This is a genomic window from Kitasatospora sp. NPDC050463 (genome assembly GCF_040655255.1).
Classification (GTDB): Bacteria; Actinomycetota; Actinomycetes; order Streptomycetales; family Streptomycetaceae; genus Kitasatospora.
Map to the genome: position 1 here is coordinate 1 of NZ_JBFAJO010000006.1, position 15,924 is coordinate 15,924.

Here is a 15,924-nt window from a genome sequence, read left to right on the forward strand (position 1 = left end):
GCGTCGAGCGGCACGGCAACCACCGGAATAGGGCGGTCCCGCGCACTGCGTCCTCGCTAGTGTTTACTTCATAAAGGAATCTCCAACCCCGATCAAACGATCGAGGCCGGGGATGTCAACATATCTGGCGTTGACTTTTGGCACGCTGTTGAGTTCTCAAGGAACGGACACTTCCTTCGGACCGCCTTCCAGCGGGCCCTCCGGGCGCTTCGTTCTTTCGTGTTCCCAGCTTACCAGATGTTTTCCGCCCCGTTTCCGGCGCTTCGTTCATCCAACTCGCTGGTGTCTTCTGCGGCTTGACGCCCCGTCCGACGTTTCAAACTCTAGCCGATCCCCGCCCCGAAAGGCGAATCCGGCCGCAATCCATATAAACAGGCACGCCGAATAAGACCCGAGCCGCACCGTCGAAATGACAAAGCGCAACCCAGCCCGAACCGGGAAGTGGTGTTTCTAGGGATTGGCCGCCCCGGGACCGTCCGCGCAGATGCGTGTCCGGTGCTCCCAGCCGAGCGACTAGAGAACACTACGCCCGTTCGGGGCCGCAGGCAAACCGGTGCCGGGCACGACCCGCGTGCAGAGCGAGCGGCCGGCCTTCACGTACTCACCGTTCGGATGGTCGTTGGTGGTGACCCACTGCCGGGCCGCTGCCTCGTCGCGACCACCGGCCCGGTGGCGCCGCAGCAGGCGCTCCTCGCGGACCATGTCGTCGGCGTCGACGTACCAGAGCTCGCGCAACAGTCGCCGGGCCTGCGGCCACGGTTGTTCGGCGGCGGCGAGGTAGTTGCCCTCGGTCACGACGAGGCGGGCGTGCGGCGGGACGACGTGCCGGGCGGCGACGGGTTCGTCGAGGTCACGGTCGAAGTCGGGGACGTAGATGGGCTGGAAGCGGTCCGAGGCGACCCGGCGCAGCAGGGCGACGTAGCCGTGCGCGTCGAAGGTGGCGGGCGCGCCCTTGCGGTGGGCCAGGCCGAGGCGGTCTAGCTGGACCGCCGAGAGGTGGAACCCGTCGAGCGGGAGGTAGGCGGCACTGCCGGGACCTTCCCGGCGCTCGACCTCGGCGACCAGGTGCCGGGCCAGGGTGGACTTGCCGGCCCCTGGCGGGCCGGCAAGTCCGAGGATGGCGCGGGCACTGCTGCCCGGCCCCCGGAGGAGGCCGAGAGCGAGGGTGGTGAGGGTGTCCTCGTTCATGGCCGCACCCTACTGACCGCGGGCGGCCCGGAGCTCAGCGTCCGGCGAGAGCGGGCGTCTCCAGGGTGAGGGTCCCGGTATCGGCATCGAGCAGGGCGGGCACGCCCAGCGGGACGGTGAGGCTGGAGGGGCCGTGGCCGAAACCCAGCTCCCAGATGACGGGTACGCCGAGCGGGCCCAGCCGGTCGAGCATGACCTCCCGCACCCGGTCGAGGCGGCCGCAGCCCTCCCAGGAGCCGAGCGCGATGCCCGCGACCCCCTCGAAGGCGCCGGAGCGCAGGAACTGGGTGAGGAGGCGGTCGAGCTGGTACGGGTGCTCGTTGACGTCCTCCAGGATCAGGATGCTGCCGGCGAAGGAGGGCCGGGCCGCGGGCGTGCCGCGCTCGGCCGCCAGGACGTGGGCGCAGCCCCCGGCGGTGATGCCGCGGGCCCGGCCGGGGACGAGCGCGGAGGCGGTGGGCGAGGTGAGGACCGTCGTGGCCGAGGGGTCGAAGAGGGTGCGGCGCAGGTGCTCGGCTGTCGGTCCGTCGGAGATGAAGGTGGCGCCCGCGCTCATCGGTCCGTACAGCGTGGCGATGCCGAGTCGCTGGGCGACGGCCTCGTGCAGGGAGGAGACGTCGCTGAAGCCGACCAGCACCTTGGGCGGGACAGCACGCATCGCGTCCCAGTCGAGCAGGTCGACGATGCGGTGGACGCCGTATCCGCCGCGGGCGCAGATGACGGCGTCGACGGTGGGGTCGAGCCAGGCGGCCTGGAGGTCCGCAGTGCGGTCCGCGTCGGCGCCCGCCAGGTGGCCGAGGGTGGGATGGGTGTCGAGAACGTGCGGGGCGACGCTGACCCGCAGCCCCCAGGAGCGCAGGATCGCGCACCCGGCGGTGAGCCGCTCGGGGTCGATCGGGCTGCTGGGGGCGACCACGACGACGTGGTCCCCCGGGCGGAGGTGCGGCGGGCGTGTCAGCCCTCGGCCGGGCGAGGTCGGGCGCTGGTCCATGGCCGAGATCCTTCCAGGGGTGCGGGCGGCGGTGTGCGCGGGGTGGAGCGGTTCCAGGAGCTCGGTCGGTCCGCCCCGGGGAAGGTATGCCCCGCCGGCTTCAGACCGACCCCATCACCGTCCTGACCTCGGCGAGCGTGGCCTCGGCGACGGCGTTGGCCCGCTCGGCACCCTCCCGCAGCACCTGCCGGATGTAGCCGCGGTCGGCGGCGAGTTCGGCCCGGCGGGCGCGCATCGGCGCGAAGTGTTCGTTGACCGCCTCGGTCACCGTACGCTTCAACGCGGCGGCGCCGCCGTCGCCGATCTCGTCCGCGACCGGTTCCGGTGCGCGGTCCTGGCAGAGCGCGGCGAGAAGGACCAGGCTGGAGACCTCCGGCCGGGTGGCCGGGTCATAGGTGATCCGGCGGTCGCTGTCGGTCTTGGCGCCCCTGATGAGGCGGGCGGTGGTGTCCGCGTCGGCGGAGAGCCGGACGGCGTTGCCGCGGCTCTTGCTCATCTTGCCGCCGTCGGTGCCGAGCAGTAGCGGGGCGGCGGAGAGCAGCGCCTCCGGTCGGGGGAAGACGCCGGTGCCGTCCGGGTGCGGGTAGCGCTCGTTGAAGCGGCGGGCCACGGTGCGGGCCACTTCGAGGTGGGGCAGCTGGTCCTGGCCGACGGGAACGACGTTCGCCTTGCAGAAGAGGATGTCGGCGGCCTGGTGGACGGGGTACGTGAACATCAGCCCGTTCACGGCCGACTGGCTGGAGTGGGCGATCTCGTCCTTGACGGTGGGGTTGCGGCCCAGCTCGGCCACGCTGACCAGACTGAGGAAGGGCAGCAGCAGCTGGTTGAGGGCGGGGACGGCGCTGTGGGCGAAGATCGTGGCACGGTCCGGGTCCAGCCCGGCGGCGAGGTAGTCGAGGACGAGGCTCTCGCTGTGCTCGGCGAGGCGGTCGGCGATGTCGCGGTCGGTGATGACCTGGTAGTCGGCGACCACGACGAACATCTCGACGCCGAGGCGCTGGAGACGGACCCGGTTCTGCAGGGTCCCGAAGTAGTGGCCGAGGTGGAGCGGGCCGGTGGGGCGGTCGCCGGTGAGGACGCGGTGGGCGCCCGGGTCCCGGCGGATCAGCTCGTCCAGGTCGGCGCCGGCGCGGCCGACGGCCTTTGAGGCCGGGGCGGCTGAGGCGGCGACATCGGCCGGGTGAGCGGGAAGAGGGCGGCCCGCGGGAACGGCGGCGGGAACGGTACGGCCTGCGGGAACGGTCATCGGGACTCTCCTCGGTACGGCGGTGGTGATGGCCGTCCGGGGTTCCGGGCCCGTCCCGTCGGAGAACGCGACAGGGCCGTCCATCCGGACGGCCCTGGTCAGGCGTGGCTGGTGGCCGTCCTAGGACGGCCACCAGTCGAGACCTGCGAAGCGCTTCATGCGTTCGAGGGTAGCGTCAGTCGTCCACGACCTGCGCGGGGGTTTCCCCGCGCAGAGTCTCGCCGCGGAAGAACTCGTGGTGGTCTGCAGGCGGACGGCGGCGCTGGCGGCGACGGCCAGGAAGAGCAGGATGCTCCACGGCGAGCCGAGTACCGGCCGGGCCAGCGCGGAGAAGACGTTGTCGGCCGTGGCCGGGTTGCCGACGCCGGTCCCGGCGGTGCCGACGCCGGCGAACATCCGGGCGGCGATCACGACCAGTAGGAACGAACCCACCAGGGTGACCATGGAGATCATCGCGGCCCGGCCCGGGGTCTTGGCGCTGCCGAGGGTCTCCTCGTTCAGGGTGAGGCAGGTGTCCCAGCCCCAGGACATGAAGATCGAGAGCGACAGCCCGCCGGTGAAGGCGCTGAACGAGCTCATCTGGGAGGGGGTCGAGCCAGGAGGCGGCGAAGCCGACCGAGGGCGGCAGGTCACGGCGGCGGCCTTGCTGACCGCGATGACCGCGATGAGCACCAGGACGGCCAGGTGGAGGCCGACCAGGCTCGATCGGTCTCCCGTCAGACTTCAGATAGGTTTGCCTCACCTAACATCGATCGATCGAGAAGGAGCGTCGCGTGGTCCCCCACCCCGCCGACCGGACCCTCGTCAGCCGCACCCCCTCCCGCCGGAAGTTCCTCGCCGCCGGGCTCACCGGGGGTGCCGTCCTCGGCCTCGGCGGGCTGCTCACCGCCTGCGGCAGCTCCGGCGGGTCCACGAACGGGTCGGCCCAGGCCTCGTCCGGCTCCTCGCCGAACCAGAAGTCGGTCAAGCAGGGCGGCGACGACTACGCCGCCGTGATCGAGAAGATGAAGGACTTCGGCACCGACGCCGCCCCCGGCGTCTACCCGCGCACCGTCAAGCACGCCATGGGTGAGACCGTCATTCCCGCCAAGCCGGTCCGGGTCGTAGTGCTTGACACCGGCGAGCTCGACAACGTCGTCTCCCTGGGCATCCAGCCGGTCGGCGTCGTCCACGCCGACGCCTCCAAGAACATGCCGCCCTACCTCAAGGGCACAGCCGGCGACCCGGCGAGCGTCGGCACCATCAACAGCCTCAACCTGGAGGCCATCGCCGCGCTGAAGCCCGACCTGATCCTCGGAAGCCAGCTGCGCGCACAGGACCAGTACGCGCAACTCTCCAAGATCGCGCCGACCGTCTTCTCGCTGCGCCCCGGCTACCCCTGGAAGCAGAACTTCCAGCTCAACGCGGCTCCGTTCGGCCTGGAGGCGGAGGCCAGGGCCCACCTCGACGCCTACCAGGCCGCGGCCGCCGCGATCGGCGCCAAGCTGGGCGACAAGCGGCCCACCATCACGCCGCTGCGCTTCATGCCCGGCAAGACCCGGCTCTACGCGGAGCTCTCCTTCATCGGCACCATCCTCACCGATGTGCCGCTGCCGCAGCCCAAGATCGAGCAGGTCAAGGAGCTCGCAGTCGAGATCAGCCCCGAGCAGATCGACAAGGCCGACGCCGACTGGATCTTCTACGGCGTGTACGGCACCCCCAGCTCCACCAACCAGGACGCGGTGCTCGGCGGCGCGCTCTGGAAGACCCTCGGAGCGACCAAGTCCGGCCAGGCGCGGCCGGTTTCGGACGAGACGTGGTTCCTCGGCCTCGGCGTCCTCGCCGCCAACGCCGTACTGGCCGACCTGAAGGGGTTCGTCGCCCCGGGCGCCTGAGCCCGGCGACGGGGGCAGACACGGCGCGGCACGGGACGGTGTCCTCGCGCACACCTGCGGGAAAGGCGCTTGGAGCTGGTCCCGGGGTGCGGGAGGATCATCGGGACCGTACCCCGAAGGGCTCATGCCGATGACCGCGCTCGACCAGACCGCTACCGACCTGCCCTCGTGCGGCACGCCCGTGAACGGCGTGACCACGGTCGGCGTGACCCCGCCCGGTACCTCCGACAGCGCGCCCGTGGTCGGTGCGTCCGACAGGGCCTCGTCGCCTGCGTCCGTGTGCGCGCGGGACGGCGGAGCACCGACTCCGGCCGGGCCGGCGGACTCGCGCTGCTCGATGACGGAGACTGTCGGCGACCTTGCCGCCGCCGGGTCGGCCCGCGGCGGCTCCGTTCCGCAGCCGCGGGGCGGCGAGGCCGCCGGAGAGCGCGACCGGGACCTCGGCGGCGGTGTCGACGCCGGCGGTGACGGCGGTGACGGCGGCGGCGGGGCGGTCCGCGGGGTCTCCGGCGGTGCCGCGGATGCCTTCGACGGGTGCGGGCAGACGGCCGCCCGGATCCGGGCCGGCCTGGCCGACCGGCTGCGAACGGCCCACAGTCAGGGCCGCTCGCTCGCCGAACTGGCCGCCGCCTGCCGTCGGCCGGTGGCCGAGATCCGCGCGCTGCTCGCCGAAGGCCTCGCGGGCGTCGAAGCCGGTTCTCGGGCCGCCTCCGAATCTGTTTCCGAATCAGCTTCCGCGTATCCTTCCGCATTTCCTTCCGTCTCGGACACGGAGCCGTTCGTACCGCTCCGGGCGCCGGCAGGAGAGCGAGCCGTCCCCGTCCTGCGAGCCGCGCAGGCGGAGCTGCGGACCGTCCTGTCCAAGCGCCCCTCCCCCTCCCGGCGGCTGCGCCGCATGCACCCGGCCGCCACCGGCCCGGACCGGCCGCAGGACTCCCCCGGCACCGAGGTCGCCCCGTCGGCGTTCGTGCTGCTACCGCTGACACCCCATGGGTCGCAGACCTCGGACCCCCTGATAGACACCGTGGAACCGGCGGCCGGCGACGGTACCGGCGGGACTGCCGAGACGCCGCTGGGCATCCTGATCGGCGGAACCCCCCATCTCCCCGAGGCGGTGGGCCGCCCCGACGAACGACAGCCGGTCCGGGTTGCCGCCGAGCCCGTACGCATCGGACGCGGCACCAGCCTGGTGGTCCTGCCCGCCTGGCGGCCCGCCATCGCCGTCTCGGTGTCGACCGACCAACTGCTGTCCGCGACCGGTCTCACCGTCGACCAACTGGCGGACGCACAGCTGTCGGTGCTGATCAACCCCGGCGCGCTGCACGACCGGGAACTCGACCTGCACGGCTGGCGGTCCGGACGGGCCGGACGACGCGGCGGGGGACAGTCCTCGTAGGGGCGGAAGGCCGGGTCGTCAGGGCTACCTGGGCCTTCGGGTATCGGGAGTGTCGGGCGCCTCAGCCGCGTCCGGAGTGTGGGCGTCCGGAGTGCCCGGGGCGCCGGCGGCGTCGCGGGCCTCGGGCTGTCAGGGACGTCAGGCCGTCGGAGCGTTCGGGATGTAGCCGAGATCGACGGGCACCGGCTCGCGCCGGCCCGCCGCCCAGCCCTCCCGGACATCGGCCAGCAGGTCCGGGAGCCGAGGCGGCCAGAGGGCGTCCGCGTGCTCGTCGGCGAGGTCGTCCACGGTCCACCAGCGCCAGTCGAGAATCCGGTCGGCAGCGTGCACCGCGCTGACGTCGCCGACCGGGCCCCGGTGCGGACCGCTGGTCAGGTAGATGTGCTCGTGCTGGCGGACGGGTGTGCCGTGCCAGGTGAAATCGTGTTCCCAGGTGCAGAGCAGCGGACCGGGTTCGAGGTCGGTCCAGCCGGTCTCCTCCCAGAGTTCCCGACGGGCTCCCGTCCACGGTGTCTCGCCCTTCTCGATGCCACCGCCGGGCATGGTCCAGTGGACGCCGACCTCGCTGTTGTCCGAACGGAGGAGGAAGACCGACCCGCTCTCGTCCAGTACCACCGTCCTGGCCGCCTGCCTCGGGATTCGCTTCGCGCGCCGCAACAGATTTCGCATCGGGTCACTCTCCCAGCGCAGGCCCTGGGGCGTCGAGTGGATTGTCACCCGCGGGGAAGGGCACCGCCCCTGCGGAGATGCGGTGCTGGCATCGCCGGGAACGGCCGGTGGACGTACTCTGACGCCCATGCCCGCACCCGCGCTCCTCTTCCCGGCCGACCCGCTCAACCCCCGCCGGCCCGACCCGCACTTCGCCTGGGAGGCACGGGTGCTACGGGACGTGGGTGGCGAGCGGTACCTCGTCGACCACGACGCGCTGCTCGCGGGGCATGCGGAGGAGGCGGTCCGTCAGGTGCCGCAGGACTGCGGCCCGCTCTGGTACCGGGGTTGGATGATCCCGTCGGCCGATTACGCGGCCTTCGCCCGGGCCCTGGCCGGGCGCGGCGCCAACCTGCTGACCAGCGCGGCCGGTTATGCCTCGGCACACGAACTGCCCGGCTGGTACCGCGTGTTCGAAGGGGCGACCCCGCCGAGCGTCTGGATCCCGGTCCGAACGGCGGCCCAGCCCGGGCCGGAGGAGCTGGCCGCCGCCGTCGAGCGGCTCGGTGGACGCGGTCCGGCGATCGTCAAGGACTACGTCAAGTCACGAAAGCACGAGTGGCACGAGGCCTGCTACGTCCCCGAACTGGCCGACCTGGCCGCCGTCGGGCGGGTGGTGGCGCGCTTCGTCGAGCTGCAGGGCGAGTACCTGGCCGGCGGGGTGGTGCTGCGGCGGTACGAGGAGTTCCAACGGGCCGGGCGTGACGAGACCGGGCCTGACGGGACCGGGCCGGCCCGGAACGCGAGCGGGCAGGACGGGAGCCCGCAGGGTGGGAACCGGCGAGACGGGAACGGAGGGAGCGAGGGCGGGGTCGGTGGCGCGGCCGGGGGTCGTGGTGGCGGGGACGGGCGGGCCGTGGAGGCCCGGGTCTGGTGGCTGGACGGCGAACCCGTGCTGGTCGGGCCGCATCCGGACATGCCCGGCCAATCCGCCGAACCCGACCTCACCGAGATCCGGCCGCTGGTCCGCGCTCTCGGCTGCCGCTTCGTCACCACCGACCTCGCCAGCCGGGCCGACGGCTCCGGCTGGCGGGTGGTGGAGGTGGGCGACGGGCAGGTCAGCGACCTGCCACGCGGAATCGACGCGTCCGGGCTGCTCACCTCACTGATCGCCGCCTGATCACCGCCGCGCCCAGCTGATCGGCGGGGCGGGGCGCGTCAGTGGAGTGGCGGGCCGGCGGGCGGCAGGTGGGCTCAGCGGCCGGCCACCACGTCGGGCGCCGGATGCCCGTCGGCGACGAACGCCTGCCAGAGCCGCGCGTACACACCTCCCTGAGCGAGCAGTTCGGTGTGCGTACCGTCCTCGACCACCGTGCCGTGGTCCAGGACGACGACCCGGTCCGCGCGTTCCGCGGTGGTGAGGCGGTGGGCGATGACCAGTGTGGTGCGGCCGCCGCTGAGCCGGTCCGCCGCATGGTTGACCGCCGCCTCGGTGGCCAGGTCGAGCGCGGCGGTGGCCTCGTCGAGGAGCAGGATGTCCGGATCGACCAGTTCGGCCCGGGCCAGCGCGATCAGCTGGCGCTGCCCCGCCGAGAGGTTCCGCCCGCGACCGGTGACCTCGTGGTCGTAGCCGTCGGACAGGCGGAGGATCATGTCGTGCGCACCGACCGCCCGGGCCGCCGCCTCCACCTCGGCCGCCGAGGCCGAGGGCCGACCGTACGCGATCGCCTCGCGCACCGTGCCCGCGAACAGGTACGCCTCCTGCGGCACGACGCCGAGCCGGTGACGGTACTGCGCGAGGTCGTACCGGGTCAGATCGACACCGTCCACCCGGACGGTGCCGGCGGTCGCGTCGTAGAACCGGGCGACCAGCTTGACCAGGGTCGACTTGCCGGCACCCGTCTCGCCGACCAGCGCCACCGTCTGGCCCGCGGGGATGCGCAGATCCACGCCGGTGAGCACGTCCCGAGCGCCGTCGGCCCCGCCGTTGTAGGCGAAGCTGACTCCCTCGAACTCGATCTCGCCGCGAAGCTCCGCCCGCACCGGCACCGGGTCGGCGGCCTCCGCGGTGGTGGTCGGGGTGCGCAACAGCTCACGGATCCGGCCCAGGCCCACCGCCGCCTGCTGGTAACCGTCGAACACCTGCGAGAGCTGGTTGACCGGTGCGAAGAAGAGGTCGATGTAGAGCAGGTACGCCACCAGCGCGCCGACGGTCAGCGTCCCGGAGTCGACCCGCGTCGCCCCCACGATCAGCACCAGGGCCGCGGCGACGCTGGAGAGGAACTGCACGAACGGGAAGTACAACGAGATGTAGAACTGCGCCCGGACCCTGGCCTCGCGGTAGGCCATCCCCCGGGCGACGAAGCGGTCGGTGTTGGCGTCCAGCCTGCGGAAGGCCTGGACGATCCGCATGCCCGCGACGTTCTCCTGGAGATCGGCGTTGACCGTGCTGATCAGGTCCCGGGAGATCTCGTACTGCGTCTTGGACTTCCTGCGGAACACCAGCGTCGCCACGACCAGCAGCGGCAGCACCGCGAAGACCACCAGGGCCAGGCCCGCATCGATGATCAGCAGGGCGGCGAAGATGCCGAGGAAGGTCAGCAGGCTGACCACGGCCGTGACCACTCCGGTCTGCAGGAAGGAGGTCAGCGAGTCCAGGTCCGTGGTCATCCGGGTCATGATCCGGCCGGACAGCTCGCGCTCGTAGTAGTCCAGGCCGAGCCGGTTGAGGTGCGCGAAGATCTTGAGCCGGAGGGTGTAGAGCACCCGTTCGCCGGTGCGGCCGCTGACCCGGCTCTCGGCGCTCTGCACCACCCAGTCCAGCAGAACGATCACCAGCGCCACCAGCGCGGCGACGGCGACACCCGACATCAGGGCCTTGCTCACGCCGTCGTCGATGCCGTGCCGGATCAGGATCGGCAGGACCAGCCCCGCGCCCGCGTCCAGGGTGACCAGGAGCAGGGCGAGGGCGAGCGGGCCGCGGAACGGGCGCAGCAGGCGGCGGAGGCTGAAGTCCGGGTCGCCGGCCTCGGCGTCGGCCCGGGAGACCGCCGGGGTGTCGACGGCCGGCGGGAGGGCGGCCACCTTGGCGAGGAGCGCCGGGTCCGCAGTACGGGCCGCCTTGGAAAGGGCCGGCGTCGCCAGAGCCGGCGTCGCCAGGCCCGGGGCGGGCGATACGGGGGCGTCCCCGGACAGGGTCTCGGGGGCGGGTGCCCCTGCGGTGTCCGCGGGGGCGGTTGTCGCGGGAGTCGCCGCAGCTGCGGAAGCCGCCGCGACTACGGGAGCCGCCGTGGCCGCGGGAGTGGCCGCGGCTGCGGGAGTGGCCGACGGCTGGGTCCGGCCGGCCTCCGGGTCGGAGATCAGCGCGCGGTACTGGGGACATCGGACGTCGAGTTCCTCGTGCGTACCGATGTCCAGCAGGCGGCCGTGATCCAGAACGGCGATCCGGTCGGCCAGCTGGAGGGTCGACCGGCGGTGGGCGATCAGCAGCGTGGTGCGGCCGGCCATCACCGAACGCAGGGCGTCGTGGATCTCCGCCTCGATCTGCGGGTCGACCGCCGAGGTGGCGTCGTCGAGCAGCAGGATCCGCGGGTCGGTGAGGATGGCCCGGGCCAGGGCGATGCGCTGGCGCTGACCGCCGGAGAGGGTCAGGCCCTGCTCGCCGACCTTGGTCGCGTACCCGTCGGGCAGCTCCCGGATGAACTCGTCCGCCTGGGCGGCACGGGCGGCCGCCACGACCTGCTCGTCGGTGGCGTCGGGCCGCCCGTACGCGATGTTGGTGCGGACCGTCTCGGAGAACAGGAAGCTCTCCTCGGGAACGATGCCGACGGCCGCCCGCACCGAGTCGAGGGTGAGATCGCGCAGGTCGTGACCGTAGAGCCGGACCGCGCCGGCCGCCGGGTCGTAGAACCGGGGCACCAGCTGCGCCACCGTCGACTTGCCCGACCCGGACGCGCCGACCAGGGCCAGCGTCTCGCCGGGGGCGAGCTTCAGATCGAGCCCGTGCAGAACGGGCGCCGGGTGCTCGGGGTCGTAGCGGAACTCGACCTGGTCGAACTCCAGCGCCACCTCGGGCGTACGGGGGCCGGCTGGCCGACCGGACCGGTCCTCGGCCGCGCCCTGACCGGGTTCGACGGCTCGACCCGGTTCGGGCTCCGACGGGCCGGTGCCGCCCCGGGCGGGATCAGAGCCATTGTGCGTGGGGTCGGTACCGGCGTGCGCGGGGTCGGTGCCGGCGTGGGTGAAGTCGAGGGTGAGCGCATCCGGGCGCTCCTGCACCAGCGGGCGCTCGTCGATCAGCTGGAGCACCCGCTCCACGCCCGCCCGGGCCTGCTGGCCCACGGTGATGACCATGGTCAGCATCCGAACCGGGCCGGTCATCTGCGCCACATAGGTGGAGAAGGCGACGAAGGTGCCGAGGGTGACCTGGCCCTCGACCGCCAGCCAGCCGCCGAAGGCCAGCACCGCGACCTGCGCGAGCGCCGGGATCGCCTGCATCGCCGGGTTGTAGCGACTGTTGAGCCGGATCGAGCGCTGCCGGGCCGCGAAGAGGTTGCGCGAGGCCGCCTCCAGCTTGTCCAGCTCCTGGGCCTCCTGGCCGAAGCCCTTGACCACCCGGACGCCACCGATCGACTCGTCGACGACGCCGGCGACCGCAGCCGCCTCCTGCTGCGCGGCCCAGGTCGACGGGAACAACCGCTTGCGGCTCAGCACGGAGACCCACCAGAGAGCCGGTCCCATGACCAGCGCGACCAGGGTGAGCGGCGGGGACAGCCAGAGCATCACGGCCAGCGACATGACGAACATCAGCAGGTAGCCGGTCATCATCGGCAGCATCGAGAGCAGGCCATTGATCAGCTGGAGGTCGGACGTCGCACGGCCGACCACCTGGCCGGTGTCGAGACGGTCCTGCCGGTGGCCGTCGAGCCGGCCGAGCGAGCGGAAGAGGTCGCTGCGCATGTCGTGCTGGACGTCGAGGGCGAGTTGGCCGCCGTAGTAGCGGCGCACCTGGGTGCAGGCGAACACCAGAGCGGCCGCCAGCAACAGCACCACGGCCCAGGGGGCCAGGGACCGGGTGTGTGCGGTGATGACGTCGTCGATGATCAGCTTGGTGACCAGTGGCACCAAGGCCGTGACGGCCATCCCGACGATCGAGGCACCGAAGGCCAACAGTACGCTGCGCCGGGAGTGCCAGCAGTAACCGATCAGCCGGCGCAGCCAGCCCGCGCCGGTTGCGCCCCGGTAGGCCTCGACCTTGCCCGGGTTTCTGCCGCCGCCGTTCGACGCGCCGGCACCGCTCTCCTGGTTTCCGTGCCCGTGCTGCCTGTCGTCCTTGCTGCTGGGCACGCCCGTACCGCCCCGCTCGCCCTTCCTGCCCCGGGGGCCGGTTCGGGTGCCGCTCGGGGAAAGCTCCACCGTAGATCCATGAGTCTCAGGCATATTTAGGGATGCTAACCATTCTGTCGAGTGGCCGCCATGGAGTTTCAGGCCAGAGCAGGCCGGATGATCCGACCCGGCTGAGGGGCCAACAGCCTGCGGCCTGCGGTGATTCCCGACCGGCCCAGGCCCGGCCTTCACTGTCCAGCGTGGACGACATCGCGCCGGATGCCCACCGGCCGCCGACGCAGCCGGCCGCCGTCCTTTGGACCTAGGGCGAACGGCCGACCCCCGGCCCCTTCGACGTTCGGCCCTGCGCTTCTTCAGCCCTTCGCCTCGCCGGCCCCTCGCCTCTTCGCTTCTCGACCCTTCGCCCGCCGGCCCGGTCGACGTGCCGGGCGCACGGGTGGGCGGCGCCCCGCCTCAGCCGCGCGCCGCGGCGTCGGCGGCCGCGGAGAAGGCGCCGTGCGCCAGGCTGTGCAGCAGGGCGGCCATGCCGTCGCGCTGGAGCGCGACGCGGTCGTCCTGGGCCGGACTCGGGCCGAGGCTGTGCGGGGTCGAGTTGATCAATCCGAAGACGGCGTGCACGGCGGCTCGCGCGACCGGCTCGGCGTCGGGGCCGGCCAGCGGTGGATGGGCTCGCCGGACCACGTCCACCCACAGTTCGACATAGCCGCGCTGGAGGCGGCGGACCGTCCGGCGGTCCTCCTCCTTGAGGTTCAGCAGCTCACGGTCGTGCAGGGTGATCAGGTCGCGGTCGTCGAGCGCGAAGTCGACATGGCCGCTGATCAGCGCGTCCAGCGCGTCGGCGGCGCCGTCGCCCCCGTCGGCCCGGCGACGACCCTCCTCCAGGAGGCGCTCACTGATGCCGATCAAGAGGTCGGCGAGCATCGCGTCCTTGCCGGCGAAGTGCCGGTAGAGCCCTGGCCCGCTGATGCCGACGGCTTTGCCGATCTCGTCCACGCCCACACCCAGGAAGCCCCGGGCCGCGAACAGTCGCGCGGCCTCCCTGCGGATCTGGTCACGGCGTGGGAGCGCGGAGGCGGCTGGGACGTTCGGCATGCTGCCCATCGTAGACAGTCGGGTTATCGCCCGTTAACCTGGGCGGCACGAGTTAACGCTCATTAACGTGGGGGTCGCAGGCTCACCCAGGCTCTGCTGCCCACCTGGTGCCGAGGGCAAGGGAGCTCTTGGGATGATCATCTCCACCGCCGGTGTACCCACCGGCGTTCATGGCATCGCAGCGGTCGGAGCCACGACGGGCGGCACGGCGTCCGGCGCCGCAGCCGGAGTCGTTCCACCGGGAGCCGCTGCGCCCGCCCCCCGGCTCGGCACCGCCGCCGACCCGGGCTCCGAGGCCTACCGGGCCAACACCGAGGCACACCGTGCCCTGGTCGCCGAACTGCGTGAGAAGCTCGGCGCGGCCGCTCTCGGCGGCGGCGCCAAGGCCCGGGCCCGCCACACCGCCCGCGGCAAGCTGCTCCCCCGCGACCGGGTGGACACGCTGCTCGACCCGGCCTCGCCGTTCCTCGAACTGGCGCCGCTCGCGGCCGACGGGATGTACGACGGAGCCGCACCGGCGGCCGGCGTCATCGCGGGCATCGGCCGGGTCGCCGGGCGCGAGGTGGTCGTCGTCGCCAACGACGCCACCGTCAAGGGCGGTACGTACTACCCGATGACGGTGAAGAAGCACCTGCGCGCCCAGGAGGTCGCGCTGGAGAACCGCCTGCCCTGCGTCTACCTGGTGGACTCCGGCGGCGCCTTCCTCCCGATGCAGGACGAGGTCTTCCCGGACCGCGACCACTTCGGCCGGATCTTCTACAACCAGGCCCGCCTCTCCGCCGCCGGCATCCCGCAGATCGCCGCTGTGCTCGGCTCCTGCACGGCCGGCGGCGCGTACGTGCCGGCGATGAGCGACCAGGCCGTCATCGTCCGCAACCAGGGCACGATCTTCCTCGGCGGACCGCCCCTGGTGAAGGCCGCCACCGGTGAGGTGGTGACCGCCGAGGAACTGGGCGGCGGTGAACTCCACTCCCGCACCTCCGGCGTGACGGACCACCTCGCCGAGGACGACGCCCACGCCCTCGCCATCGTCCGCACCATCGTCGCCGGGCTCGGCCCGCGTCCGGCCAGGCCATGGCCACTCACCCAGGCCGAGCCGCCCGCCGTCGACCCGGCAGGCCTGTACGGAGCCGTCCCGGTCGACCCGCGCACGCCCTACGACGTCCGCGAGGTGATCGCCCGGCTGGTCGACGGCAGCCGGTTCGCCGAGTTCAAGTCCGAGTACGGCGCGACCCTGGTGACCGGATTCGCCCGGATCCACGGCCACCCCGTCGGGATCGTCGCCAACAACGGCGTGCTCTTCGCGGAGTCCGCCCTCAAGGGCGCCCACTTCATCGAGTTGTGCGACCAGCGGGGCATCCCCCTCCTCTTCCTTCAGAACATCACCGGGTTCATGGTCGGCCGGCAGTACGAGGCGGGGGGCATCGCCAAGCACGGCGCCAAGATGGTGAACGCCGTCGCCAGCACCCGCGTCCCGAAGCTGACGGTGGTGATCGGTGGCTCGTACGGAGCCGGCAACTACTCGATGTGCGGCCGGGCCTACTCGCCTCGCTTCCTGTGGATGTGGCCGGGCGCGAAGATCTCCGTGATGGGCGGCGAGCAGGCTGCCTCAGTGCTGGCCACCGTCCGGCGCGACCAGCTCGAAGCACACGGCGAGGCCTGGCCCACCGAGGCGGAGGAGGAGTTCAAGCGCCCCGTCCGCGAGCAGTACGAGCAGCAGGGCAACGCCTACTACGCCACCGCGCGGCTCTGGGACGACGGAGTGATCGACCCGATGGACACCCGCACCGTCCTCGGGCTCGCTCTCACCGCCTGCGCCAACGCCCCGCTGCCGCCGCCCGGCCCGTACGGCGTCTTCCGGATGTGACGTCCGCCCGGGTACGGCTGCCCGTCCGAGCTTCTCCGGGCGGGCAGCCGTACCGGGGCCGGACACCCGTCTGACCTGTACGCCCGACCCGGCCGACCCCGGTCCCGCTCGGTCCCGCTCGAACTCTCGCATCACTCCGCTCGGGTCGGTTCGGCTCATCGGTTCGGCTCGGCCCATCGGTTCGATTCGGCTCATCGGTTCGGCCCATCGAATCGGCCCATCGGCCCGGGTTCGGCTCCACCAGCGGACCGGGCACGGACTCCGCCCCGACCCGCA

At 72.4% G+C, this 15,924-nt stretch carries 11 protein-coding genes; 4 read left to right on the forward strand and 7 right to left on the reverse strand.

Annotated features, from left to right (window positions below; genetic code table 11):
- Positions 1 to 513 precede the first annotated feature (513 nt).
- From AB0J08_RS05620 to AB0J08_RS05635, 4 genes are all read right to left on the reverse strand, one after another.
- Entirely contained in the window at positions 514 to 1,188 is a 675-nt protein-coding gene (locus tag AB0J08_RS05620) for a nucleoside/nucleotide kinase family protein (protein ID WP_360627372.1), read from the reverse strand.
- A gap of 34 nt (positions 1,189 to 1,222) precedes the next feature.
- The gene (locus AB0J08_RS05625; RefSeq protein WP_360627375.1) at positions 1,223 to 2,179 is read right to left on the reverse strand and encodes an LD-carboxypeptidase; all 957 of its coding nucleotides are present in this window, start codon (positions 2,177 to 2,179) and stop codon (positions 1,223 to 1,225) included.
- Positions 2,180 to 2,279: 100 nt separating this feature from the next.
- Positions 2,280 to 3,425, reverse strand: a complete 1,146-nt coding sequence (gene trpS / locus AB0J08_RS05630) for a tryptophan--tRNA ligase (protein WP_360627378.1) — start codon at positions 3,423 to 3,425, stop codon at positions 2,280 to 2,282.
- Positions 3,426 to 3,545: 120 nt separating this feature from the next.
- A complete protein-coding gene (locus AB0J08_RS05635) occupies positions 3,546 to 4,004 on the reverse strand; it encodes a hypothetical protein (protein WP_360627381.1) in 459 nt (152 codons plus the stop codon).
- Positions 4,005 to 4,198: 194 nt separating this feature from the next.
- Here AB0J08_RS05635 and AB0J08_RS05640 point away from each other — a divergent pair, with 194 nt between their 5' ends.
- Positions 4,199 to 5,299, forward strand: a complete 1,101-nt coding sequence (locus tag AB0J08_RS05640) for an iron-siderophore ABC transporter substrate-binding protein (protein ID WP_360627384.1) — start codon at positions 4,199 to 4,201, stop codon at positions 5,297 to 5,299.
- A gap of 337 nt (positions 5,300 to 5,636) precedes the next feature.
- Complete coding sequence (locus AB0J08_RS05645; RefSeq protein ID WP_360627387.1) at positions 5,637 to 6,695, forward strand: hypothetical protein; 1,059 nt, start codon at positions 5,637 to 5,639, stop codon at positions 6,693 to 6,695.
- A gap of 138 nt (positions 6,696 to 6,833) precedes the next feature.
- On the opposite strand, the gene AB0J08_RS05650 is transcribed toward AB0J08_RS05645, so the two are convergent.
- A complete protein-coding gene (locus AB0J08_RS05650) occupies positions 6,834 to 7,364 on the reverse strand; it encodes an NUDIX domain-containing protein (protein WP_360627390.1) in 531 nt (176 codons plus the stop codon).
- Between the two features lie 127 nt (positions 7,365 to 7,491).
- On the opposite strand from AB0J08_RS05650, the gene AB0J08_RS05655 reads away from it, so the two are divergent.
- The gene (locus AB0J08_RS05655) at positions 7,492 to 8,523 is read left to right on the forward strand and encodes an ATP-grasp domain-containing protein (protein WP_360627393.1); all 1,032 of its coding nucleotides are present in this window, start codon (positions 7,492 to 7,494) and stop codon (positions 8,521 to 8,523) included.
- Positions 8,524 to 8,597: 74 nt separating this feature from the next.
- Here AB0J08_RS05655 and AB0J08_RS05660 read toward each other — a convergent pair whose 3' ends face one another.
- Both AB0J08_RS05660 and AB0J08_RS05665 read right to left on the reverse strand, forming a co-directional pair.
- Positions 8,598 to 12,560 carry an ABC transporter ATP-binding protein gene (locus AB0J08_RS05660; RefSeq protein ID WP_360627791.1) on the reverse strand — a complete coding sequence of 1,321 codons (3,963 nt, stop codon included), beginning with the start codon at positions 12,558 to 12,560 and terminating at the stop codon, positions 8,598 to 8,600.
- A gap of 582 nt (positions 12,561 to 13,142) precedes the next feature.
- Entirely contained in the window at positions 13,143 to 13,781 is a 639-nt protein-coding gene (locus AB0J08_RS05665) for a TetR/AcrR family transcriptional regulator (protein WP_360627396.1), read from the reverse strand.
- Positions 13,782 to 13,914: 133 nt separating this feature from the next.
- On the opposite strand from AB0J08_RS05665, the gene AB0J08_RS05670 reads away from it, so the two are divergent.
- Positions 13,915 to 15,648 (forward strand): carboxyl transferase domain-containing protein, encoded by a 1,734-nt coding sequence (locus tag AB0J08_RS05670; RefSeq protein ID WP_360627399.1) that lies wholly within the window; start codon positions 13,915 to 13,917, stop codon positions 15,646 to 15,648.
- Positions 15,649 to 15,924 lie beyond the last annotated feature (276 nt).

Excerpts from the sequence above, each read along its gene's own strand:
- AB0J08_RS05655 (WP_360627393.1), top strand. The coding sequence starts at position 7,492 with ATGCCCGCACCCGCGCTCCTCTTCCCGGCCGACCCGCTCAACCCCCGC.
- AB0J08_RS05665 (WP_360627396.1), bottom strand. The coding sequence starts at position 13,781 with ATGCCGAACGTCCCAGCCGCCTCCGCGCTCCCACGCCGTGACCAGATC.
- AB0J08_RS05650 (WP_360627390.1), bottom strand. The coding sequence starts at position 7,364 with ATGCGAAATCTGTTGCGGCGCGCGAAGCGAATCCCGAGGCAGGCGGCC.
- AB0J08_RS05620 (WP_360627372.1), bottom strand. The coding sequence starts at position 1,188 with ATGAACGAGGACACCCTCACCACCCTCGCTCTCGGCCTCCTCCGGGGG.
- trpS (WP_360627378.1), bottom strand. The coding sequence starts at position 3,425 with ATGACCGTTCCCGCAGGCCGTACCGTTCCCGCCGCCGTTCCCGCGGGC.
- AB0J08_RS05625 (WP_360627375.1), bottom strand. The coding sequence starts at position 2,179 with ATGGACCAGCGCCCGACCTCGCCCGGCCGAGGGCTGACACGCCCGCCG.
- AB0J08_RS05635 (WP_360627381.1), bottom strand. The coding sequence starts at position 4,004 with ATGAGCTCGTTCAGCGCCTTCACCGGCGGGCTGTCGCTCTCGATCTTC.
- AB0J08_RS05670 (WP_360627399.1), top strand. The coding sequence starts at position 13,915 with ATGATCATCTCCACCGCCGGTGTACCCACCGGCGTTCATGGCATCGCA.
- AB0J08_RS05645 (WP_360627387.1), top strand. The coding sequence starts at position 5,637 with ATGACGGAGACTGTCGGCGACCTTGCCGCCGCCGGGTCGGCCCGCGGC.